17 protein-coding genes, 1 tRNA gene and 1 pseudogene are annotated in these 22,262 nt (G+C 67.9%); 8 read left to right on the top strand and 11 right to left on the bottom strand.

Going from position 1 to position 22,262, the window contains the following annotated elements:
* Nucleotides 1–104: 104 nt before the first annotated feature.
* A complete protein-coding gene (locus OOK07_RS23610; RefSeq protein ID WP_266798305.1) occupies nucleotides 105–812 on the bottom strand; it encodes a nucleotidyltransferase domain-containing protein in 708 nt (235 codons plus the stop codon).
* A 216-nt stretch (nucleotides 813–1,028) separates the two neighbouring features.
* Here OOK07_RS23610 and OOK07_RS23615 point away from each other — a divergent pair, with 216 nt between their 5' ends.
* On the top strand, nucleotides 1,029–1,778 hold the full coding sequence (locus OOK07_RS23615) for an SPDY domain-containing protein (RefSeq protein ID WP_266798307.1): 750 nt from the start codon (nucleotides 1,029–1,031) through the stop codon (nucleotides 1,776–1,778).
* Between the two features lie 301 nt (nucleotides 1,779–2,079).
* Here the strand turns inward: OOK07_RS23615 and OOK07_RS23620 are convergent, their stop codons facing one another.
* The 4 genes from OOK07_RS23620 to OOK07_RS23635 form a co-directional block, all read right to left on the bottom strand.
* The gene (locus OOK07_RS23620) at nucleotides 2,080–3,807 is read right to left on the bottom strand and encodes a relaxase/mobilization nuclease domain-containing protein (RefSeq protein WP_266798309.1); all 1,728 of its coding nucleotides are present in this window, start codon (nucleotides 3,805–3,807) and stop codon (nucleotides 2,080–2,082) included.
* Nucleotides 3,804–4,433 carry a plasmid mobilization protein gene (locus OOK07_RS23625; RefSeq protein ID WP_323182982.1) on the bottom strand — a complete coding sequence of 210 codons (630 nt, stop codon included), beginning with the start codon at nucleotides 4,431–4,433 and terminating at the stop codon, nucleotides 3,804–3,806. Before OOK07_RS23625 ends, OOK07_RS23620 begins: the two co-directional genes overlap by 4 nt.
* 509 nt (nucleotides 4,434–4,942) lie before the next feature.
* Nucleotides 4,943–5,632 (bottom strand): zinc finger domain-containing protein, encoded by a 690-nt coding sequence (locus OOK07_RS23630; RefSeq protein ID WP_266798311.1) that lies wholly within the window; start codon nucleotides 5,630–5,632, stop codon nucleotides 4,943–4,945.
* 7 nt (nucleotides 5,633–5,639) lie between these two features.
* Nucleotides 5,640–6,482, bottom strand: a complete 843-nt coding sequence (locus tag OOK07_RS23635) for a helix-turn-helix domain-containing protein (protein WP_266798313.1) — start codon at nucleotides 6,480–6,482, stop codon at nucleotides 5,640–5,642.
* 442 nt (nucleotides 6,483–6,924) lie between these two features.
* Between OOK07_RS23635 and OOK07_RS23640 the strand changes: the two are divergent.
* From OOK07_RS23640 to OOK07_RS23655, 4 genes and pseudogenes are all read left to right on the top strand, one after another.
* A pseudogene (locus OOK07_RS23640) lies at nucleotides 6,925–7,228 on the top strand (helix-turn-helix domain-containing protein).
* 79 nt (nucleotides 7,229–7,307) lie between these two features.
* Nucleotides 7,308–7,634, top strand: coding sequence for a helix-turn-helix domain-containing protein (locus OOK07_RS23645; RefSeq protein WP_266798315.1), 327 nt, complete (start codon nucleotides 7,308–7,310; stop codon nucleotides 7,632–7,634).
* Nucleotides 7,635–7,673: 39 nt separating this feature from the next.
* Nucleotides 7,674–9,191 carry a LacI family DNA-binding transcriptional regulator gene (locus OOK07_RS23650; protein ID WP_055515754.1) on the top strand — a complete coding sequence of 506 codons (1,518 nt, stop codon included), beginning with the start codon at nucleotides 7,674–7,676 and terminating at the stop codon, nucleotides 9,189–9,191.
* A 30-nt stretch (nucleotides 9,192–9,221) separates the two neighbouring features.
* Nucleotides 9,222–9,398, top strand: coding sequence for a DUF433 domain-containing protein (locus tag OOK07_RS23655; protein WP_079103747.1), 177 nt, complete (start codon nucleotides 9,222–9,224; stop codon nucleotides 9,396–9,398).
* Between the two features lie 155 nt (nucleotides 9,399–9,553).
* Here the strand turns inward: OOK07_RS23655 and OOK07_RS23660 are convergent, their stop codons facing one another.
* Nucleotides 9,554–10,777 (bottom strand): helix-turn-helix domain-containing protein, encoded by a 1,224-nt coding sequence (locus OOK07_RS23660; protein ID WP_266798318.1) that lies wholly within the window; start codon nucleotides 10,775–10,777, stop codon nucleotides 9,554–9,556.
* Nucleotides 10,778–11,426: 649 nt separating this feature from the next.
* On the opposite strand from OOK07_RS23660, the gene OOK07_RS23665 reads away from it, so the two are divergent.
* Nucleotides 11,427–12,620 (top strand): hypothetical protein, encoded by a 1,194-nt coding sequence (locus tag OOK07_RS23665; protein ID WP_266798320.1) that lies wholly within the window; start codon nucleotides 11,427–11,429, stop codon nucleotides 12,618–12,620.
* Nucleotides 12,621–12,704: 84 nt separating this feature from the next.
* Here OOK07_RS23665 and OOK07_RS23670 read toward each other — a convergent pair whose 3' ends face one another.
* From OOK07_RS23670 to OOK07_RS23685, 4 genes are all read right to left on the bottom strand, one after another.
* The gene (locus OOK07_RS23670; RefSeq protein ID WP_266798322.1) at nucleotides 12,705–15,887 is read right to left on the bottom strand and encodes a type ISP restriction/modification enzyme; all 3,183 of its coding nucleotides are present in this window, start codon (nucleotides 15,885–15,887) and stop codon (nucleotides 12,705–12,707) included.
* Nucleotides 15,888–16,538: 651 nt separating this feature from the next.
* A tRNA-Pro gene (locus OOK07_RS23675) sits at nucleotides 16,539–16,612 on the bottom strand.
* A 43-nt stretch (nucleotides 16,613–16,655) separates the two neighbouring features.
* Nucleotides 16,656–17,441 (bottom strand): Pr6Pr family membrane protein, encoded by a 786-nt coding sequence (locus OOK07_RS23680; protein WP_266682780.1) that lies wholly within the window; start codon nucleotides 17,439–17,441, stop codon nucleotides 16,656–16,658.
* A gap of 161 nt (nucleotides 17,442–17,602) precedes the next feature.
* Nucleotides 17,603–18,538: a metallophosphoesterase gene (locus OOK07_RS23685; protein WP_266682781.1), complete on the bottom strand. Its 936-nt coding sequence runs from the start codon at nucleotides 18,536–18,538 to the stop codon at nucleotides 17,603–17,605.
* A gap of 94 nt (nucleotides 18,539–18,632) precedes the next feature.
* Here OOK07_RS23685 and OOK07_RS23690 point away from each other — a divergent pair, with 94 nt between their 5' ends.
* A complete protein-coding gene (locus OOK07_RS23690) occupies nucleotides 18,633–19,100 on the top strand; it encodes a GatB/YqeY domain-containing protein (RefSeq protein ID WP_266682782.1) in 468 nt (155 codons plus the stop codon).
* A 138-nt stretch (nucleotides 19,101–19,238) separates the two neighbouring features.
* Here OOK07_RS23690 and OOK07_RS23695 read toward each other — a convergent pair whose 3' ends face one another.
* The gene (locus tag OOK07_RS23695) at nucleotides 19,239–21,494 is read right to left on the bottom strand and encodes a transglycosylase domain-containing protein (protein ID WP_266798324.1); all 2,256 of its coding nucleotides are present in this window, start codon (nucleotides 21,492–21,494) and stop codon (nucleotides 19,239–19,241) included.
* A gap of 410 nt (nucleotides 21,495–21,904) precedes the next feature.
* Here OOK07_RS23695 and wblA point away from each other — a divergent pair, with 410 nt between their 5' ends.
* On the top strand, nucleotides 21,905–22,243 hold the full coding sequence (gene wblA, locus OOK07_RS23700) for a transcriptional regulator WblA (protein ID WP_266520506.1): 339 nt from the start codon (nucleotides 21,905–21,907) through the stop codon (nucleotides 22,241–22,243).
* Nucleotides 22,244–22,262 lie beyond the last annotated feature (19 nt).

Below are 22,262 nucleotides of genomic sequence, written 5' to 3' on the forward strand. Positions count from 1 at the left end.
ATGGAGGGCGATGTGAGCCTGTGCACCGGAGCTGCCGCCTACTCCAGGCATCTCCAGCCCGGTCGCGGTCACGCTTGCTGATCGGCTCCGGTTGCCGGGCCCGCTCAAGGCATTCTGCCCCCGCGCCTGTAGCCAACCCACAACCGGCCGCCGGCTTGCCCGAGTACCTCGTCCACCACACCGATGAGGGGCTCGACCTGGCCCTCCAGCAACTCACGGACCGCCTGGTGCAGGCGCGTGCTGAGCCCTGGTGCCGTGGTATCGAGACGGCGTGCCAGCCACTTCCCGCCTCCGTTCCAGGACCCGCCGATGGCCAGTGCCAACTCGCCCGTTCTCCGCGCCAGTTCAGTGGCGATGAACAGCCGCTCGCCCTGGTCGGTGCTTCCCGAAAGATCATCGAGGAGGTCGGTGATCGCGTAGCGACGGTCGTCGATTTCCTCGGCTGACACACTGGGTGGTCCCGCGGCGGTCAGCTTCCGGGCTTCGGCGGCGACACGCGCACCGACTCCGTCGGTGTCGAAGAGCAGCAGCCCGTCGGCGCACATCCAGAGCAGCGGTGACCGGCGCTTGCGTACTTCCCGCTCGACATACGCGTGCCAGGTCGTCTCGGTGTGCACGAACAGCTCCACCGGCCAGTCGCCGTGCCGGATGCTCGCCCGGTACGGGGCGGGGGCTCCATTGAGCAGCACCACGATGTCGAGGTCGGACATCGCCGTGCGGCGGCCCGTCACGACGCTGCCTCCCAGAAACGCCGCCCGGGCGTCAGGGTGGTGTTCCTCGACAACGGCGCATGCGGAGTCAATCGCGTCCATGCCTCAACTATCGGCACCTTGTGCGCACCGCGCACGGGGTTTTGCGCCCGCGCCACCGATGGCGCCCCAGTGTTCTGCTCCTGTCGCCTGCCCTGTCGCCAGGAGGCCACCACATCGGTTCGCCGAGGGCAGACAGGAAACATCCCGCGATGACTGTCATTCCGCGCCACGGCATGTCAACGTACAACGCTCCGCTGGAAGATCTGCCCTGAGCCCATGGAGGCGCCCCTGCACCCGCACCACCCCACCGACCCTTCCCTCCCCTCCCCGACGGACCCGGTGTACTGGGTCACCCCGCGCCACCTTGCCGGTGACGACGGTGCTCTCGCCAAGTGGATCGGCGACACCCTGGCCGGCCTCGGCTGGCGCATGTGGCCTACGGCCCGCCACACCCTGCTGTACGTGAGCCCGGACGGGTTGCGTGGCGCCGAGTGGATCCTCGCGGCCTACCCGTTCGAGCTGGGCGGACTGCCCGTCGCCTGGCAACTGAGTGCCCGCCCGCATGCCACGTCCGCGATGACGGAGTGGAACGCGTACTTCACCACCGGCGTCCCCTACGAGGTGCTCGCCGACCTCCTCCTGGCGATCGATGCTCGCGAGACGCCCGACGTCGGCCTGGACGGGCCGGAGAGGGTCGTCGACGCGCTCAGCGCCCAAGGCTGGCTGCGCGACGTGGACCGGCCTCGGACCACTGCCATGGATCCCGGGTTCTCCGCCAGCGTGTCCCTGGAGATGCTGCCGCCGCTCGTCCAGGACGCCGATCCTCGCCCTGACCTGCTGGGCTGGCAGGCGTGGGCGGAACCCGTCCCTGGCGCCGCGTACCTGTGGTGCGCCAGCTTCAGCGCCAGTTTTCCTCATGATCTGGTCGCGGCGTTCGCCACATCGCTCGCCTCACCGGTTCCGGTATCCCGCCGCACGGTGCCCGAAGGCGTCGAGGGCCGGGTCACCGTCGTCCGCCGCAGCTGACGACTCCTGCTCCCGAGGAGCCGCTGTGGTGCGGCTTACCGCTGCTTCTCCCTGCGAGCGGCAGCGGTCCGCGCACTGAGGCGCGTTCCTTCCAGCAGAATTCGAACGAGTAGACGAACGAGGCGAGGGCTCGACCATGACGGCCGATCACGAGTACGACGAAGAGGGCGAGCGTGAGAGCACCGAGCCCCTGGTTGCGGACGGCACACCCTGGGCCCGACCGGGAGAACCGGTCGGGCCCGTCGTATGACGTGCGTTCGGCGACACCAGTGGCGATGGCGCCCACGGACCTTCGCCGGGATCAGCGGCGTGGTGCGCGTGATGCCGAAGGCGTGGCGAGGCGCGGTGCCATGGCTTGGCCGGCCGTGAGACGGCTGCCCTGGGTGGGTTCCGGGGCCGTCGGCGCGTAGGCGGGTAGGTCGGCCATGTGACGCAGGCGCCAGACCAGGACGTCACTGATGGAATCGGCGGTGCCCAGTTCCCTGCGGGCGGCGGCCTTGGCGAGCAGAGTCTGCGGGTTGTGGCCTGCCTGTGTGGCGTCGGTGAGGGTGGTGGCCAGGGCGTCCCAGCCGGGCTCGGCCAGGATGGTCTCGGCGAGGTCGGGCAGGGCGGCGTGCACGGTGGCGGTGTGGTGGTGGCGCAGGGACGGGGCGATACGGCGGCCACGTTCGCGCAGCACCGTGAGGGGTTCGGCGGCTGCCTGCTGGTAGGCGGCCCGCAGGTGTTCGGCGGTCCGGCGGGCGGCCTCGGCCTGCTGGGCGTGATGACGCTGGGCGTGCCAGTGGGCGGCGGCGATGGCGAGGAAGATCAGCGTGTCCAGGACCATCGCGGTGCCGGCCCCGTCCTCGCCCCGGCCGAACGCGGGCCCGCCGTAGACAAGGTCGCGGGCCGCGCGGCGCAGGTCCTGCGCGTGGCGGAACTCGGCTCGGGTGTGGGAGCGGGAGGCCCGTTCGAACTCCCAGGCTGCCTGGCGCAGTTCGTTGCGGGTGTGGAGGGCGGAGGTCTTGGCGAGGGCGTCGAGGACTTCGCCGGTGGCGGCGATCTGGGCGGCAGCCGCTCCGTCGTCGCCGCTGTGGTCGAGGACGAGCAGTGCCGCCCAGGCCGCGTGAGTGGTGGTGCGCCGTGCCGCAGCGGGTGCTGAGGGCGTGGTGGGGCGTTCCGGCCGCTTGCTGTCGGCGGTCTCCGTTGGGGCGGAGTCGGTGGTGAAGCGTTTCTGGATGCGGGGCAGGGACAGGTCGGGGGCGAGGGTGGATCCGGCGTAGTAGACCGGTTTCTTGTCCTCGTTGCGGTCGTCGGGCAGGGCGACCTTGTAGCCCTTCAGGTCACCGGAGGGCATGACCTTGACGCGGACGAGAAGCCCGGCGTCCTTGAGGCGGCCGAGGAACTCGTCCGTGGAAGCGGCGCCGGCCACCGCGCGGCGGACGGTCTCACGCAGTTCCTCGCGGGAGGCACGCTCCTTGCCCAGACGTTCGGCCTTGTGCAGTTCGGCGCTGGTGGTGCGTTTGGCTGCGGTGCCGTCGCCGGGGGTGACGCGGTGGAGGCCGTAGTCGGCTTCGATGAGGCGGGCTTCGGCCTGGGCGCGTTTGCCGGAGCGGTGGTGGTCGGGGCGGCGGCCGTCTTCGCGTACGAGGGTGGCGATGATGTGGATGTGGTCGTCGGCGTGGCGGACGGCGGCCCAGCGGCAGCCGGCGCCGTCGTCGGGGTCGATGCCGGTGGCCGCGACGATGCGGCGGGCGATGTCGGCCCACTGTTCGTCGGTCAGGATCGGGTCGTCGGGGGCGGCGCGCACCGAGCAGTGCCACACGTGCTTCTCGGGTCGCTGGTCGGCGTCGAGCAGATGGAGGGGCTGGTCGAGGAGCTGCTTGAGGTCCTCCATCGTGGCCGAGGGGTCGCGGCCGGGGTCGGGCGCCATGTGGTCGAAGGAGGCGACCAGGTGCGGGTCGAGGTGCTCTTCGTGGGTGCCCTCGCCGTAGAGGTAGCGGAGCAGGCCGAGGGTACGGCTGCCCTGCTTGTGGATGCTGGGGATCAAGCCGCCTCACCTTCTTGCTCCTGGCGGTGGGTGACCCGGTCGGCGGCGTTCTTCGCGGCGTTGGCCGCGCGGTGGATGTCGGCGAGTACCTCCTTGAGGTGGGGCACATCGCCGCCGGAGTTGAGGGCCTTGGCCACCTGGTTGAGGTTGCTGCCGGCCCAGCCGAGCTGACGGCGCATGGCGAACAGCTCGGTGAGCACATCGCGTTCGGCGGCAATGGTGGCGGCGGTGCGGGACTGGTCACGGGCGGCAGCGAGCGCGGAGTGGGCGAGGAAGCCGGCCAGACTCATGCCGACGGCATCGGCGCCGGCCTGGATGATGGCGTGCTCTTGATCGCTGAGGCGGACACTCTGGGCGGGACGCTGTTTCTTGTCGCGCGGACGCGCCTTCCCCTTGATCTTGGTCCGGCGCTTGCGGCCGGCTTTCCCTGGCTGCGATCCGCCCTCGGTCGCAGCCTTCCCGTCCGGCGCCCCCTGGCGCCGGACGGGCCCCGCCACCCCCGGGGCGGGGTCGGGTTCGGGCGCTCCCCCTGCGGGGGAGTGTCCGAACCTCCAACTTGCTGTGCGGTTGTCTGGGGCGATGGGTGTCTCCTGCCAGTTGGTGTGTTCGTGGTGTCGGTCGTGCACGTGCGGCTCTCCGGGGGTGTGGTCGGTAGGGGGATGAGGCGCCGAGCGATGGCAGATGATGCCAGCGGCCGGGGCGATTCGACGGTCGTGGGAGTTGCGGTAGCCGCAGTCAGGGCGGGGCTGTCGTTGCGAGGAGAGCAAGGGGGACCGGTCCCCAAAGCGCTGCGGTGCACGGTCCCCAGACGCTTGGGGACCGGGACACGAGGCTCATCGGGAACGGTCCCCCTGACACGCCGTCACGGGGACCGTCCCCCTTTCACCGCATGGTCCTGTCCCCAAGGGGACCGAACGGGCTGCTGTGGGGACGGTCCCCGTTGCTGTGGCCGTTCTGGGGACCGGCATGAAAGGCCCTCTGAGCTGCGGTTTCAAAGGGGACCGGTCCCCGGAAATCGTCGGCACGGTCCCCGGGACGCGGTCCCCGAAGTGCTCATCGGGACCGTTGTATGACCGGTTCGGGACCGACGGTCGTAGCCCCACGCAGCTGCCGCGAGGAGTGACGCCGAGCTGTGTCACGCAACTCGGTGTCGGTCAATCCGGGCAGCGGCGAGGTCGACGCGCGACGGGTGGGGAGTCGCACGTACGACATTGCCCCGGGCAGCTCCGTCAGGGCTCGCCCTCCGCTGACGGCACGGGGAGCCCACAGGCGCGTGGCACCAGTCGCAGCGGACACCGAGCGTATCGGGGACACCCTCGGCTACGGCTGCCTCGCGCGCGGCGCGGGTCGGGCGGTAGCGGGCCAGCTCGGTGCGTACGGCCGGCGGGATGCACGACCCGATCTCGCGCAGCCGCTCCTCGACGTCGCGAGGCTGGCCACCGCTGGTGATCTGGTGGTGTGTCGAAGGGGCGGCAATGCCGGCGGCGACCGCGTTCCGGGACCGGAGCAGCTCGGCACGCCAGGCAGCCGGATCGTCGGGGTCGGCGGCCGGGGTGGGGTCGGTGTGCCGGTCGAGGCGGTCGCGTCGGTGGGCACGCCATCTGCGGGCGACGTCCACGGGCAGGATCGGGTACGGGGAGTCGAGGATGTGGGTCCGTATCGCCTGGCGGACGTCCCAGCCGTGGTCGGTAGCGAAGGGCACGTCAGCGAGCAGTTCCTGCCACTGGGCGATCTGGTCACGGGCGTCGCCAGTGCCGGTGCGGATGGTGCGGGGGTCGAGGTGTCCGATGTAGGCGAGGACGGCGGCGACTTCGCGTCGGTCCAAAGGCGGGTTACTCCGTTCCAGTCGGCTCGTCGAGGGCGGCGAGCAGGGCGGCCATGTGCGCCTCGGATCGCGTCATGCCGGTGGTCGGGGCGGGGGTACCGCCGGGCAGGGCGTAGAGGTTCGGGCGGGCAGGGGCGGGGGTGTGTTCCCGGGCGATCCACGCGCGCCAGTCGGCGGCCCACGCGTCGGCGGTGCGGGGCGCCCACGAGCTCCGGTAGGTGCGCCACTTCTCGTCGGCGGTGTGCAGGGCGTTTTCGCCGAGTCGGTCGAGGTGGCCGTGGTGCTGCAGCCAGGAACGGGCGTTGTCGTCGATCTGCCACTCGATGGCGGAGATGAGTGGGGCAGAGCTGCTGCTCTTACCGTTCACCTTCGGTTCTCTTCTGTTCTGGGGGTCGGAATCTGCACCCCCCTCGGGTCGGAATCCGTACCCCCTGAGGGCCGGATTCCGTTCCCCGGGGCCGGAATCCGGCCCCTCTTCAAAAGGGTTAGCAGGGTCGGATTCTGGCCCCCAGGGGGTCGAAATCTGATCCCCGGGGAGGGTCGGATTCTGATCCCCCTCCCTGGCCTGTTCGGCAAGGAACAGGGCGGCGATCGGGAGGCAGTAGTAGGTCTCTCCGCGTGGTCCCTTGCGGTCGGGGAACTGCCCCAGTTCACCGTCGGCGATCAGTTTCGCCAGGGCGTCGCGCACGGCGGTGCGGGAGGCGTTGGCGCGTTTCATGAGGGTGGGCACGGACGCGTACGCGACGCAGTGCCGGTCGCGGCACCGGTCGGCGATCAGGGCGAGGACCATGCGGGCGGTGCCCTTGCTGTGGCTGCGGTCCCACACCCATTCTCGGGCGTCGTAGCTCATCGGGCGGCGGCTCCTAGGTCAGGGCGTGGAGGTGCAGTGAGCCCTTGTCGGGCGATGCACGGGGGAGGGGTGGTGGCGTCGTACAGCCAAGACAGCCACATCCATGCCGCGCAAGTCCAGCATTCCGTCAGGAAATCAGACAGCCGACGGCGAACGGATGCTGCGCGGCATCACCAAAACCATAAACCCGAATCGGCCGTTGCCGAAATAGTGCACCGTTAGATGAAGCCAGAAGCATCACGTCGAGAACCCGTTGACTCCGCTGCGGGCGCAAGCTACAACACAACACCCCACGTCAGAGCATGCCTTCGAGCTGGCGCAGACACCGCCGACCGGGCACTCGGAACCCAGCCCAGAGGTAAGCCCCAGCCGTTCGCCGGGCGCAACATAGCCGACGATCGCCGGTTAACCAAACCGGCGAATGGAAGCTACAAATGGAGCCATGACAGCACGATCCCTGGAAATCGGACCGGCCGGAATACGGACCGCCCGCACTATCGAAATCCTCCGCCCCGAACGCGGCCTCGCCCAGCGCGAGCTCGCCGCCCGCGTCAGCGCCCTCGGCCGTCCGGTGACCCAACATGATGCTGTCCCGCATCGAACGCGCCCAACGCCGCTGCGACATCGACGACCTCGTCGCCCTCGCCCGAGCCCTCCTTGTCTCGCCCCTCGTGCTGCTGCAGGAGGCCGAGCGCCCACGAGTTTCGTTCAGCGCCGCTGACCGAGTACGCCCACCACAGAGTTAGGAACCCAGCCCTCTTGCACCACACCGCAACATCCCCTGTTCTCACACGCCCGCTTCCCCGCACCGAGGGTAAAGGAGCCTTGCCCCGCCTCTACCGCCCCGAGGAGATCGCCGAGACGCTCGGCTGCTCTGCCTGGTGGGTCAAGGACCGGGCGCGCAGGCGCCTGATACCGCACACGCGGGTCGGTCGCGCATACCGCTTCACCGCCGGACACCTCGCCGAGATCATCCGTATCCACGAAGAGCCGGCCACGCGGTCCGCGCAGCGCACCCCTCCCCGGACACCTCAGCCTGCGCCGACAACTACGTCATCGCGTAGGAGGCGACTGCCCCAGCCCCCGATGCCCTCCGCGCAACGTCTCCAGGCCCGACCGCCCCGCAGGTCCCAGTACGGCACTGCGGCCTAGCACGACACAACAGACCACAGGAAGGAGGGAGCACGAGGCATGGGCTTCGCCGAGAAACGCGGCAGTTACTGGCGCGGCAGGTACAAGGTCAGCGAAGGCAAGTACGGCACCGTCGCCGACCCGACGGGTGCGGTGGTCAAGTTCGCCACGAAGCGCGAGGCGAAGCAGGCCGCAGACGAGGAAGAGGCCAGGGTCCGGCGCGGCACCTGGCGCGACCCAGCAGCCGGACAGGAGACCTTCGGCGAGTACGCCAGTCGCTGGTACGACGCCCAGGACCTGGCCGCATCCACCATGCAGAACTATCGGCGCCACATTGAGGAGCACCTGCTCCCCGAGTTCCAGGACAAGGCCCTCGCTGGCATCCTCCGTACAGACGTGGAAACCTGGGAGAAGCGGGAGAAGTCCGTCTACGCCGCATCCAGCGTCAAGACCTGGCGCTCGACGCTCCACCTCATCCTGGCCGACGCCGTGGACGAGGGCCTAATCGCCGCCAACCCGGCCACCAAACGACGCGGACGCGGTAAGCGCGCCGGCCGTTCCCGTGACCGGGGACCCGAGAAGGTGATCACCGATCCGCGCGGCCTGCTGCTTATCGCCGAACGCGCGGCCCTGCTGTCCGGGCGCGACGACGAGTTCGTCGCCGTGATCCTCAAGGGATACACGGGCATGCGGTGGGGCGAAATAGTCGGCCTGGAAACAGAGTTCGCGCGACCGGACTCCGTACGGGTGGAGCATCAGCTGTACGAACTGGACTCGGGCGAGCTGATCCGCTGCCCGCCCAAGGACGACAGCTACCGCACCATCGACGCGACGGACTGGCTGTCGGCCCTGGTCGCCGACCACATCGCCCGTACGAAGCCGACGCCGTGCGCCTGCCACGGCAAGAGGTACGTGTTCCGTGGCCAGGGCACCGCTCGCACCGGTGGGCACGCGGGCGCCAAGCTCGTGGACGTCGCTCGCCGTGCGGAGGTCTCCAGCGGCACCGTGTCCAATGTCCTCAACCACCCCGAGCGGGTACGGGAGGACACCCGCGTCCGTGTTCAACGTGCCATAGCCGAGCTGAAGTTCGTCCGAGGAGGCGTTCCGACGGAGAACGCCGCCCACTGGCGCCGCAACGGCTTCGCCACCTGGCTGTTCGCGCCGGCCACCTCCGGCTGGTACCCGAAGAAGGCACCTCAGGAGGCCCGCCCGGTCCCGCTGCTCGGCGAGCCGTGGCCCGGTGTCCCGGTCCGCGGCCGCAACGCCCAAGGCCGGGCCGACGCCTGCTGGCTGCCGGTTGCCAGAGGGCTCACTCCGCACGGCCTGCGCCACTCCCACCGCACGCACATGGAGGATCTCGGCACCGAGAAGGTGCTGATGGACGAGCGTATGGGCCACATCGACGGCTCGGTCTCGGCCCGCTACGCCCACGTGACCCCCGGCATGCGCGAGCGTCTCAAGTTCGGCCTGACTGAGCAGTGGGAGGCAGCGCTCGATGCCCGGCGGGGCCTGCATCCGGGCTCACCGGTCGCCGTACTCGATCGGCTGCTGCACGCTCGCGCCACGACGATGGCCTGATGGTCGGGAGACGGCATCCGGTTACCTCGAATGCTGCGTGGCGGTGAGCCGGTCATCGAAGGAACCCGGATTCCCGCTGCAGAGGTAGCAGCCCTGGTCAGGGACGGTGTCCCCCGGACCGGGGCAGCGGCTTCTATCCAGGGGTTAGTGCAGCGCGTCGCAGGTTATCTGCTGGTCGGGATCGTGTGTTTCAGTCACCTGGTGTAGTCGGCGAGGTGGATGAGGGCGGCGGTGGCCAAGACGCGGAGGAGCCCCAATGGTTCGACCAGGCCGCATGCCCCTCACCCACCGTCACCGCCAGCTGGAAAGGGACTTGCGGCGCGCTGTAGCGCCTGGTCCGCGCGTGGCAATGACTTCGGGACTCAGACGAGCGACTTGATGGTTTTGTCCGCGTACCGCAGCGTCTCGTCGATGGCCTTGTCCATCTCGGGCAAAGCGTCGGGCTTTGCCGTGAGGAGAGCGCTGACGTTGATGCTGCTCACGGCGAGGAGGCATCCAGCCACGGTCAGGAACTCCTTGTACCGTTCCTGCCCCTCATGCCCGAGCGATTCCCAGTCCCGGGGCTCCGGCGGCAGACTTACCCTCCATTTCTCAAGGGCGTGGGTGCCGTGGACGCTGACGTACTCCATGATGGCCGGGGCACGATCCAGTACGTCGATCATCGCGTCGAAGCCTTGCTGTGACTGATCCAGAGCCGCCTCCGCAGCCTCGACCTCAGTTCGGAGACGCTCCTCCTCCTTCTTGTTCCGGCGCTGCCTCAAGACGTAGAAGCCGGCGGCCGCCAGCGCTGCTGCCGGGGCGGCGACCATGCCTGTGAGCAGGAGAGTTCCACCAGCCATGCCCGCACCGCCTGCAGCCAGCGTGCCTCCTCCCAGGAGGGCCAGAGTCGCGTTGGTCGCGGCAACCCCGGACAGCGTCGAGATAGCTGCTCCAGTGGAGGCGGTCCCGAACAACGCGGCGGCGGTGAACGCACCGTAGGCCGCGGCGCCGCCGGCTGCTACCCCGGCCGCACCTCCAGCGGCGGCACCGCGGATCGCGTTGGCGATCCCGACGGACATGGCCTCGATACGTATCGCGGTAGGGATCTCGCCCGTGCGCTCGATCTCCTCCTCACTCGGCCTCTCTGGCTCGGGCGCCCCGCTGATGCTCTCGGCCAGCTCCACAAACCTCAGGAAAAACTCGTCACGGGCAACATCATGGACATGGTTGAAGGCTTCCCCGTGTTCTTGGGTGATCTTCGACCGCTGGGCCGCCTTCTCGTTGATCTCGGCGTGACGTCTTTTCGTCTCTGCGACTTGGTCGCGCAACTTCACCGGCCGCTGGCCCCGCTGCCGAGCGAGAGACCTGGTTCGGTCCTCCGCCTCCTGCTTGAGTTGCTCGGGTGTCAGTTGGAACGCGAGGGCGATGGCGGCCAGACGGTGCTCCCCGGGGCTTACGAGCCCACGCTCGATCCGGGAGATCGAGACCGCGCCACCCTTCCCGTAATCGGCCCGCTCAGCCAACTCTTCCTGGGTCATAGAGGTCTTCTGGGCCTGGCGGTGCTCGCGGATCACGAGACCCATCGCCTCTGCGCTGAAATCATTCATCGGTTCCGGTCCCTTTGGCCAGCGGGCTGTGGCGACGCCAGGAGGACTGAGCCTCACGTGCTAGCGCACCACCGGAGCGGAGAGCCTGGGCGCCGTCTTCCGCGAACCGCTTGGCCGCTTTGACAACGGCCGGGTCACGACGGACTTCGTCGGCGGCATGGATCCGGGCGGCAGCGAGGGCCAGGTGGTCGAGGTTGAGGCGAGACATGGCAGTGGACCTTTCGTCGCTGATGGTGCTTGCGCGTGTGCAACATAGCGTCACTTAGTGTGCGGTGTCCGCACTATGGCGACATTGACGGCAACGACGACACGCTCAGCTTCTGGGACCGCCTGAGCCGGAGGGGCTGGCGCAGCGCGTCACAGGTTCTTTGCCGGTTGCCTGTGACGGTGGGTGAGAGTCATACGGATCGGTCGAAGGCGTCGGGGCGGCGCGGGTGTTGAGTGTGGCGTTCGAGGTAGCGGGGCGTGTTCGGCGTCGGCGTCATAGCGCCACCGGTAGGCGCGGGCCGTTCGTTTGTAGCGGACGGTGTAAGCGGTGATCTGTGTTTTCGATCGTCGCGGGAGGCGAAGTCGGAGTACGGCCTGTACGTCGGCTTCGTTGCCGACATCAGCCGGGCCGACTGCCTGCCTCAATGCGTAGTACTCGTGATTGAGCGAATTCCTCCCCGTCGTGCGGCATATCCCTGCCAGGATCAGACCCGTGACATACGTAGTGACTGTGGACGCCCACATCCCGGAGGGCACTCCGGAGATGGATCCACTTCAGCGCACTGGCGCCGTGGCGCTCATCGAGGACGGATTCGACTCGGTCGGGGCTATCGAGGGACCCGACGGCATGGAAGTCGATCTCCTCGACAGCATCGTGGCCGTCTACCCGGGCGGAGCGCTTCTGAAAGTTTTCGTGGATGCTCCGGCTCTGGAGTTCGCCGAGGAGGCCGTGCGCTCGGTCGTGAGTGAACTGCTGGAACGGTCCGAGCTGTTGGCTGACTGGCAGATCGAGCGATGTGAGGTCGAACTGCACCCGGAGCTCGCCCAGGAGAGTCTCGCCGCCGCCGACGGTCCCGATGCCCCGCCCGATGATGTGGCAGACCGTAAGGCTCGGCATACCGAGCGCCCCACGGCCGAGGACGACAGCGAGGGCTACGACGCCGAGGCGAAAGCTGAGGCGGTACGCGGTCAGATGCTGGCACTGGCAGATGAACTACGTTCCTTCTCGCCCGTGATGTTCGGCGTCCTGGACGACGAAGACGACGAGGAGGAAGACGGCGACACCGAGTTCGCTGTCTCGCCGGAGGACGCCAAACTCGCTGCCGGTGCCTTGGTGTACGCGACGGACATCCTGGTGGACGAGCTGTTCCAAGACGTGCAGACTCTGACGGAGGAGGACACCACCGCTGCGGAGTGCGACGGTCCCCTGTGGCACTTCGAGGATCTTCCCGAGCGGTACGCCCTCCAGTACGACGCCCGTTTCGCCCGCCGCTTCCTTGTGACGGTGATCGCCATGACCACCCGCTTCACGGATGGCAGCTTCCAGCAGCTGAGCTGCGTCGCCGAGGAGCTCGCGCTGAAGCTGTTGTTGAACGAGACGAACGTGAGCCTGGAGACTTTCGGGCTGCTCGACGACGGTGTCTCGGCCGCGCTCGACTCGTTCGCCGACAACGTCTACGAGGACATGGACCACGAGTGGCTCTATGACGACTCCATGGACGGCATCGACGAGAGCGCCGTCGGAGCGGCTCTTGGTGTCGCGCCGATGGCGTTCAAGGCGTGGTTCACTCCGTTCAACGAGGGAAGGTACGTCCACCCGTCCGCGGCTGATGAGCCAGAGGGTGCGGCGCAGTGAGTCGTCCCGCTTCCTGAGGCTCCTTACGCAGGCTGGTTCTGCCGGAGCGACGGGCCCGACAGTAGAAACGGGCTGCTGTTTCGCTCACAGGTCGAATAGTGCGTCGCCCGCGTCCGATGTCGCCTTCAGCGCCTTGGTCGTCTCTGTGGGCACGGGAAGGACGCCCGCCGTGGTCAGATCTGCCACCGTGATCAGTTGGCCCGCGCACACCTCATTGAAGAGGTCGGCCTGTGCCGGCTCCCCCTGCACGAGCAGGCCGAGGACGTTCAGCAGCTCCAGCAGTTCCGTGGTCCATGAGGGAAGCCAGCGCCGAGCGAACTCATGGTCCAGTTCGAGGCGTCGCTTGCCGGCGGGGTTCCTTCGGCGGTAGCCGAACCATTTGTCGAGAACGTTCATCCCGGACACTTCGTACTCCCGGACCGCGAGAGGCACCGGACTGATCCGTCCACTGCCGACCCACAGGTCCTGTGTCACGGGGTCGTACGCCAACTTCTCCGGCATGGCTTCCGTATCGTCCGGAATCTCCGCGACGCATCGGGGGCGGTCGCGTGGCAGCGATACCCTGCCGTACGGCCTCCCGGCTGTCTCGTCGGCATACCGCTCGCCGTAGGTGTGCAGCCACAGGACCCGCTGGCCGATGGCAACCGCCTGCTCCCACAGACAGAGGTCAGCGGTGAGGGGTATGCGCGGGCCAGGAACTTCGAGGTCTTCCTGGAATCGGGCCGTGTACTCCGGATGGGACGCGAGTGCGGCAATGTAGGCCAGGAGGTCTTCAGCGACGACCGGTACTCCGAACCGCCTGGCGAGCAGGGGGAGTAGACCGGGCGTGACGTTGGGCAGCGTGCCGGCGGCGTTGCGGTAGAGAGGACGGGCGCAACCGCTGCGGTTGTTGAAATAGTCCATGTCGGGAATGAGGGCGCTGAAGACTAGCGCTGGCCCGTTGACCACCGGGTGGGCGTTCTGCTCGATGGTGTAGATCTGGCGGTCGCTGCGGACTCGCCAAAGGTCCGCCCTGCCTCGCTCCATCAATCGGCTGTCCGGCAGTACATATTGCCGGTCGAATGATCGGAATCCGATGCGTACCGTTTGAGGGCTTGTCCTGTGTTCGGCCGCGAGTGGTATCCGTTCGTGAGATGCGACCCCTGGCAAGGGCGGAACATTGTCCGCAGGCGTTCGCTCACCAGAGTGTCCGAGCATCTCGGCGCGTCGCTCGGTATCCGCAGCGAGCAAGCGCTGCCATCGCCTCTGAAGCGTCTCCTCATCCGGTGCATAGACCCACATCCGCCCAGGCGTGACGCCACGTGACGACCACGGCATCAGATCTCTCAGCTGCGGGCACGACTCCCACAGGTCGCTGCCGGGCGGCAGGAAAGGATCCGTCTTGCCTGTGGCGCACCCGCGCCATTCGGAGTCGTCGAGCCTGAGGGCCGCCAGACGTTCGATCTTCTCGTCGCGGCGCCCGGCGACCTTGAGGTGCCTTACCTTTGCGGTCTGCTGCTCTGTCCGTGGCCTGGGGCTGTTCCGCCATCGTACGAAGATCGCGATGCACAGCTCCTGCGCGACCTCGGGGAATATGCGGGTCGCGACATCAGCTCGGTGGCCCTCCGGCGACAGGTCGATGATCCAGCCCTCGTCGGCCGTTTCACGCAGATAGCGCCGCATTCCGTCGAACGCCCGCCCTTTGAGCCATGCCTTAGGCGTGATCAGCGCGACCACGCCGAAAGGTACGTCGTCGTGTGCGTCGAAGACCTTCCAGGTGGCCCAACGCCAGAAGTAGACGTAGAGGTTGGCGATCTTCGACTCGTACCTGCCGTTACCGGGTTGCCGGAAGGCCCCCAGCGGGGCAGGGATGTCCGCCTCGGGTTCCCCTCGCTCCACCCACTTGCCCGCACCTCGTTTCACGGCGTCGTGGGGCGGGTTGCCCATGACGACCATGACACGCTCGTCTCTCTTTACCTGGTTGGCCTGGCGGCGGGATTCTGCGAGTGCTCGGTAGGTGTGGGGGATCCAGTTGAACTCAGCCGTCGGGCTGTCCAGGGCATCGGCCACCAACAGCCTGAGTCCCTGGGCGGGGGCCGCGGACCCGTACTTCTTGAGCATGGCGTGCATGCGCAGTTCTGCGACGGCGAACGGGCCGACCTGCATCTCGAAACCGACCAGTCGACGCCCCACCATCTCTCGCAGGCGGGGGCCCACCGCGCCTGGTCCCTCTTCTTCAGCGATGGTCTCGGCAGCGAGCTCCAGTGCCGACAGCAGGAAGGTGCCGGTGCCCATGGCCGGATCGACAAGGACCACATCAGGGGAGGCGAAGCCGGAAGGAATATGGAAGCCCTCCCGCCTCAGGACGTCCTCGACCAGCCGGGCCATGGCCGAGACGACGCCATGTGGTGTGTAGTACGAGCCTGTACGTATCCGCAGCTCAGGGTCGTAAATCTGAAGGAAGTGTTCGTAGAGCAGGAAGTAGGCATCGCCTGTTCCGTCGTCCAGCACGTCCCATCTGACCGCCCCGATGACACGGAGCAGTGTGTTGAGCGTGGTGGAGAGTCCCGCGACCGAGTCTCCGGCGAGGACATCCAGCGCCTGGCCCATAAGTGAGTGCTTCTTGCCCAGCTTCGCGGCGATACTGTGCATGGTCTCGCCCTCGAAGGTGATCTCCTCCACCCGAGCGAGCAGAAGCGCGAACACGACGGCTTGACCGTACTGTTCGATGAATTCGGCGTCGGTCGCCTCCGGGAACAGCAAGTGGCGCCAGTCCTTGGCCAGCTTTGTAAAGGCTGGCAGACGGCGTCGGCTCTTTTCCTGCGCGATCGCCTCACCGACCTCTTCCGACAGCAGTTGGCACAGTCCTGCGACTGCTCGGATGAGCTGGCTCGTGGTGCGGGGCGTCTGCGGCTCCCAGGTCAGGAAGTCGTACAACACCCGCGCAAGCGCCCCGTCGGCGGGAGCAAGCCGGGCGCCGGAGGTGAGGACCGAGCCGCGCAGGTAGGCCACTTCTCCAACCTGTTGGCCCTGCTGGTGGACAGAAAACTCGTTGCCGTCACAGAGCAGTACGTTGTTGAGCAGCCGTAGTTTCGCCCACTGCCCGGCGTTGCGGCCTGTGTAGACGGACGGGTCGGCCTGGGTGCCCGGCTTCTTGAGCTCGATGTAACCGACGAGAGCGCCGCCGACCTCAACCGCATAGTCAGGGCGGGCTCCCATGTCGACGAGCGGTACCTCGCCGATGAGGGTGACGTCCAGACCGAGGCCACGGCATACAGACCGGATCATGTTCTCTAGCGGTCCCCGGAGCTGGTCCTCCTGCCACCCGCTGCCTCTCAGCTTCGGCGTGACCTCCGCTCCAAACGCGGACACAGCGGCCTGGACTGCCTGTTCGAAGCTGTCATGGATCCTGCGTCGGGCACTCATACCGCCCCATCCCCCAAGGCGGGCAGATCCGGCCGACGTCAGGTCGGTGCGGCTATCTGCCGCACCTTGCTCCCGTCGGGGTCGGACTTCATTCCGGCCCTCGCTGTTCCATGACCGTAGGAGGGGAGCGCGGGGCGCAAGGAGGGTGCATGCGAGGGCGCATGGAGGCGCGTATCCGCGCAATATGCGCCGATGCCGGACTGGAACTGAGGCGTTGGATGCGCCCGGTCAAGACCGTCGCGAGGCAGCGGGCGGTTGTCCAGGGAGGTCGTCTGGTGTTCAGCCGGATTGCCGAGACGAATCAGAAGCACGACTCCCGAGCGCATGGCGCCCAGTTCACGAACGCGCACATGAGAGGGGTGTGGGGATGTGGTGGTCAGGTGGGTGCGGCTGCTGCTCGCTGGGAGACCCGGACCAAGATCTTCTCCCAGATTTCTCCCAAGCCATCTCCAGGAACCACTCAGGGACCCGACCCGCGATGCGGATCAGGCCCCTGACCTGGTGTTAAAGCTGTCGGGGTGGCGGGATTTGAACCCACGACCTCTTCGTCCCGAACGAAGCGCGCTGCCAAGCTGCGCTACACCCCGATTGTCGCTGCTGGTCCTACTCGTCGCGGCGACGTCGTTTACTTTAGCCCACCGGTGGCTGGAGACGAAATCCGGTTTTCCCGCGGTGGCGGACGGGGTTCGGGCGGGTGTGGTCGAGGGCCACCATGAGGACGGCGAGGGCGTAGAAGGCGAGGCCGAGGAGGAGGGCGTTGGCGAGGACGTTCTTGTAGCTGTGCAGGTCGACGTCCAGGAACGGGTAGAGATAGCGGCCCGGTGTTCCCGGCAGGATCAGCTCGCCTCGGGCGAAGGAGAACAGCAGGTAGGCCAGGGGGTAGAGCAGCCACGTCGCCGCCCGGCGGAGGTGCAGGCGGCGACGGGGCGTCAGGAACAGCCAGTCCAGCAGTGCCGCGATCGGGACCGCCGTGTGCAGGATCTGGTTGCTGATCCACTGCCAGCCGGCCGGGGGTGCCGCGCTGCTCGTCATGGAGAACGGGCTTGAGGCGCCTGCCAGGAGCAGGTGGTACACCAGCCCGGTGATGAAGATGTAGAGGAGCGTCGCGCCCGTCAGGGCGGAGGGGAGTGGACGGCGCGCCGACCAGGCGCGGCGGGCCGAGAGCACGAAGACCAGGGCCAGGAGGATGTTGCTCTGGATCGTGAAGTAGCTCAGCACACGGACGGGACTGCCGAGGAGCAGGTCGATCGTGACGCCCGCCGCTGCCATCAGGGCGACCAGCAGGCGGTATACGGCGGTGAGGGGGTGGCGTACGGGGGTCACCACCGCGGAGGCGGGGACGTGGGAGGGCAGCAGCGCGGGCACGCCGGGCAGGGCGGGGATGTCCGGGATGTCCCTTGGTATGGGGGCGGTCATGCCCTCAAGCTAGGCAATAGGGATATATGGGGCCATGCAGGCGGGCCGTGCGGGTTACGGCCCTCCCCTCACGCCGCAGCCGCGCACGTCACCCCGGAGTCGCACCGTCGCCCTGCCCGCGACCGCGGTCGCCCCACCCGTCCCCGCGTCACCGCCTCACCTCACCGCGCCTGCTCCCGGCTCACCAGCGTCAGCAGTGTCGCCTCCGGCGGGCAGGCGAACCGTACGGGTGTGTAGCGGTTCGTTCCGCAGCCCGCCGACACGTGGAGGTATGACGTGCGCCCCTCCGCCGTATGCCGGGACAGGCCCTTCACGCGCTGCGCGTCCAGGTCGCAGTTGGTGACCAGGGCACCGTAGAACGGGATGCAGAGCTGGCCGCCGTGTGTGTGGCCCGCGAGGACCAGGGGGTACGCGTCCGCGGTGAAGGAGTCCAGTACGCGCAGGTAGGGGGCATGGACGACGCCCATCGAGAAGTCCGCGGCGCCGGACGGGCCGCCCGCCACCTGCGTGTAGCGGTCCCGCTTGATGTGCGGATCGTCCAGGCCCGTCAGCTCCACCGAGACGCCCTCGACCTTGAGGGTGCCGCGCGTGTTCGTCAGGTCCAGCCAGCCCGCCGCGTCGAAACCGTCCCGCAGGTCCTCCCACGGGTTGTGGATCGCGCTGACCGCCGGCGGGTTGCCGTTCAGACCGTGCCGGCCCTGGGCCTTCTCCAGCAGGTAGCGGGCGGGGTTGCGGAGCTTGGGGCCGTAGTAGTCGTTGGACCCGAAGACGTATGCGCCCGGGAACTCCATCAGCGGGCCCAGCGCGTCCAGGACCTCCGGCACGCCCTCCGGGTCGGAGAGGTTGTCGCCCGTGTTGATCACGAAGTCGGGGCGCAGGCCGGCGAGCGAGCGCAGCCAGCGCTGCTTCTTGCGCTGCCCGCCGACCATGTGGATGTCGGAGACCTGAAGGATGCGCAGTGGGTGCATTCCGGTGGGCAGGACGGGGACCGTGACCCGTCGCAGGCGGAAGGAGCGGACCTCGAAACCCGCCGCGTACACCACACCGGCGGCGCCGGCCGCCGCGATCCCCAGAGGTACTCCGTATCGAGCGCGCATACGTCCATCGTGTCAGACCCGGAAGGTCTCCCGAGCCCTACCGCCCTTTAAATGAACGGGCATCGGGCGTTGAGCACCTGCGACAATCAAACCCATGACCACCACGCTCAAGTCGAAGCTGCAGCAAGACCTCAACGCCGCGATCAAGGAGCGCGACGAGCTCCGCTCCTCGACGCTCCGGCTGACGCTCGCCGCGATCACCAAGGAGGAGGTCGCGGGCAAGGAGAAGCGCGAGCTCTCCGACGACGAGGTGCAGAAGGTGATCACCAGGGAGGCGAAGAAGCGCCGGGAAGCCGCCGAGGCCTTCGCCCAGGGTGGTCGTGCCGAGTCGGCTGAGCGGGAGAAGGCGGAGGGCGAGGTGCTCGCCGGGTACCTGCCCAAGCAGCTCAGTGACGAGGAGCTGGAGCAGATCGTCACCCAGGCCGTGGGGGAGGCGAAGGCGGCCGGCGCCGAGGGTCCGCGTGCCATGGGCGCCGTCATGAAGATCGTGAACCCCAAGGTCGCGGGCCTGGCCGAGGGCGGCCGCGTCGCCGCGGTGGTGAAGAGGCTGCTGGCGGGCTGAGCGGGGCGAGTAACGAGAGCGGCCCCTGATCGTCGTACGGAAGTAGTCCGCGTACGACGATCAGGGGCCGTCGGTGTGCTCGGGCCGCGTGGGTCGTGGGCCGTGGCGTGTCAGCCGCGCCGCCCCCTGTTCCGCGCGTCAGCCGCGCCGTCCCCCGTTGCCGTTCCCGTTGCTGCCGTTCTGGCCCTGGAACAGGTTGTCCGGGATGGAGAAGGTGGGCGTCGGGAAGGCGCCGCCGTCGGTCGTGCCACCGCCGGTCGGACCGCCGTTACCGGCGCCGCCGTTGTCACCGTTGTGCCCGTCGTCGTGGCCCTTGCCCTTGCCCTTGTCGGGGTCGGGGATGTTGACGAGGTTGAAGTCCTGCACCGGCTTGCCGTCCAGGGCGCCGTCCATCATGTCCCGCCAGATCGGTCCGGGGACCTGGCCGCCGTACACCTTCTCGTTCCAGACGCCGCCGATGCTGATGTTCTTCATCTGGCGCTTGTGGGTCGGGTCGCCGACCCAGACCGCACCCGCCATGTTCGGGGTGTAGCCGACGAACCAGGCCGCGTAGCGGTTGTCCGTCGTACCCGTCTTACCGGCGCTGGGGCGGCTGTCGAGGCCCGCCTGCTGACCCGTACCGTCCTCGACCACGCCCTTGAGCAGGGTGCTCACCGTGTCGGCGGTCTTCTCCGACATCGCCCGCGAGCAGGTTGACTTGGGCACCTCGAGCGACTTCTTCTGGCTGCCTACGGTCTGGGTGATCGACTCGATGGCGACCGGCGTGCAGTACATGCCGCGGGAGGCGAAGGTCGCGTACGCGTTCGCCATCGTCAGCGGGGACATCTCCTGGGTGCCGAGCGCGATGGAGGGGGCCTGCTGGATCTTCTTGCCGTCGGCCCGCTCGACGCCCATCTTCTGCGCCATCTGCGTCACCGGGCAGATGCCGATGGCACTGATCAGCTGCACGTAGTAGGTGTTGACCGACTTGGCGGTCGCTTCCTTCATCGAGTACGGGCCGTGCTCCTCGGCGTTCTCGTTGGTGAGCTTGACGCCCTTCTCGTCCCAGGTCCTGCCGTCACAGGCCGAGACCGGCGCCGGGTAGTCCATCTCGTACGGCGACGAGTACGACTGCGTCGCCGGCGTGCCGCCCTCTATGGCGGCCGCCGCCACGATCGGCTTGAACGTCGAACCGGGCTGGTAGCCCGCGCCGCCGCCCATGCTCTGGTTCACGGACAGGTTGATCTGCGTCTCGTGCTTGCCGAAGCCGTACGGGCGGGACTGGCCCATGGCGAGGATCTTGCCGGTGCCCGGCTGGACGATGCTGGCGGCGGTGGCCACGTCGTCGGTCTTGTAGACGTGCTTCTTGACGGACGCCTGGACGGACGACTGGGACTGCGGGTCGAGCGTCGTGCGGATCGTCAGGCCGCCCTGGTTCCAGAGCTTGGCCCGGGTCTCCTTGGTCTTGCCGAACATCGGGTCGGTGAGGAACACCTCGCGCACGTAGTCGCAGAAGAAGCCCGCGCCTCGGACCGCGGTGATGCAGCCGTTCTTCGGCTTGCTGGGCTTCAGGCCGAGCGGCGTCTTCTTGGCGTTGTCGGCCTCTGCCTGCGAGATGTCACCCATGTCGGCCATGCGCTGCAGCACGACGTTGCGGCGCTTGGTGGCCTCCGCCTCGTCGTTGACCGGGTCGTAGCGGCTCGGCGACTGCACGATGCCCGCGAGGAGCGCCGACTCCTGGGCGTTCAGGTCCTTGGCGTGCTTGGAGAAGTAGCGCTGGGCGGCGGCCTCGACGCCGTAGGCCTGCTCGCCGAAGAAGGTGATGTTCAGGTAGTTCTCGAGGATCTTCTTCTTGCCGAGTTCTTCCTCGAGCTGAATCGCGTACTTCAGCTCCTTGATCTTGCGGCCGAGAGTCTGCTGCGTGGCCTGCGCGACCTTCGTCGGGTCGTCACCGGCCTCCTCGATGGCGACGTTCTTCACGAGCTGCTGCGTGAGCGTGGAGGCGCCCTGGGCGACGCCGCTGCTCTGCACGTTCTTGTTCAGCGCGCGCAGGATGCCCTTCAGGTCGACCGCGCCGTGCTGGTAGTAGCGCGAGTCCTCGATCGCGACGATCGCCTTCTGCATGTACGGCGAGATGTCCTTGAGGCCGATCACGGTGCGGTCGCGCGAGTAGACCGTGGCGATCTGGCCGCCGTCGGCGTCGAGGATCGTGGTGCGCTGGCTCAGGGGCGGCGTCTTGAGGTTGGTGGGGAGTTCGTCGAAACTCTCCACCGAACCCTTGGCCGCGAGTCCCAGCGCGCCGAAGGCGGGCAGCGCGATGCCGGCCAGCACCGCTCCCGCGAGCACACTGACACCGAGGAACTTCGCGGCCTGCTGCGTTGGCGACAGGCCACCGCCCGAGCGCTTCTTTGGCATGAGGGCAGCCTACGTTCTCATTCGCCGGACACACGTCAATGCCTTGGCCTAAGCTGCTCTCAACTGTCACAGCAGCAGTAGGGCTACGTATCAATACGTCCGGCGACCCCGAATCGTTCCGGAGGTTCCCCAACTTTTTGATGGGGACGTGTCCGAATCCGCCTCGTGTGTCACCCGGCGCCCGTTGTGACTCAATGGAACTGTCCCGGTTTGCCGGGAAAATCACGTATGTCGCCAGCTCACTCCCCCGGGTGATCTGCCGCTTACGCATAGTCCGTTCGGGCCATTCAAGATTGGGCCCGAAGGGGGTGTTGCGCTGTGCCCACCTTCCGTAACGTCCTCAACTGGCGGCGGTGAATATGCCGCTGCCGCCGTGGGGGAGCCTCGATTCGGGAGAGGACGGCGCCGGTATGGGCTGGGTAACCGACTGGAGTGCGCAGGCCGCCTGCCGCACTACCGATCCGGATGAACTGTTCGTTCAGGGAGCAGCGCAGAACAGGGCCAAGGCGGTGTGCACCGGATGCCCGGTACGCACCGAATGCCTGGCCGATGCGCTCGACAACCGCGTCGAGTTCGGCGTGTGGGGAGGCATGACGGAGCGGGAGCGCCGCGCACTGCTGCGCAGGCGACCCACCGTCACCTCCTGGCGCCGGCTGCTCGAGACGGCACGTGTGGAGTACGAGCGTGGCGTGGGCATCCTGCCGCTCGACGACGACGAGGTGTACGAGCACTACGCGGCGGTGAGCTGAGGGCACCCCTTCAGGGGCA

The organism is Streptomyces sp. NBC_00078, assembly GCF_026343335.1.
Taxonomy (GTDB): domain Bacteria; phylum Actinomycetota; class Actinomycetes; order Streptomycetales; family Streptomycetaceae; genus Streptomyces.

Coding starts and splice junctions, on each gene's coding strand:
- OOK07_RS23610 (WP_266798305.1), bottom strand. CDS start 812: ATGGACGCGATTGACTCCGCATGCGCCGTTGTCGAGGAACACCACCCT.
- OOK07_RS23615 (WP_266798307.1), top strand. CDS start 1,029: ATGGAGGCGCCCCTGCACCCGCACCACCCCACCGACCCTTCCCTCCCC.
- OOK07_RS23635 (WP_266798313.1), bottom strand. CDS start 6,482: ATGAGCTACGACGCCCGAGAATGGGTGTGGGACCGCAGCCACAGCAAG.
- OOK07_RS23650 (WP_055515754.1), top strand. CDS start 7,674: ATGGGCTTCGCCGAGAAACGCGGCAGTTACTGGCGCGGCAGGTACAAG.
- OOK07_RS23655 (WP_079103747.1), top strand. CDS start 9,222: ATGCTGCGTGGCGGTGAGCCGGTCATCGAAGGAACCCGGATTCCCGCT.
- OOK07_RS23660 (WP_266798318.1), bottom strand. CDS start 10,777: ATGAATGATTTCAGCGCAGAGGCGATGGGTCTCGTGATCCGCGAGCAC.
- OOK07_RS23670 (WP_266798322.1), bottom strand. CDS start 15,887: ATGATCCGGTCTGTATGCCGTGGCCTCGGTCTGGACGTCACCCTCATC.
- OOK07_RS23680 (WP_266682780.1), bottom strand. CDS start 17,441: ATGACCGCCCCCATACCAAGGGACATCCCGGACATCCCCGCCCTGCCC.
- OOK07_RS23685 (WP_266682781.1), bottom strand. CDS start 18,538: ATGCGCGCTCGATACGGAGTACCTCTGGGGATCGCGGCGGCCGGCGCC.
- OOK07_RS23690 (WP_266682782.1), top strand. CDS start 18,633: ATGACCACCACGCTCAAGTCGAAGCTGCAGCAAGACCTCAACGCCGCG.
- OOK07_RS23695 (WP_266798324.1), bottom strand. CDS start 21,494: ATGCCAAAGAAGCGCTCGGGCGGTGGCCTGTCGCCAACGCAGCAGGCC.
- wblA (WP_266520506.1), top strand. CDS start 21,905: ATGGGCTGGGTAACCGACTGGAGTGCGCAGGCCGCCTGCCGCACTACC.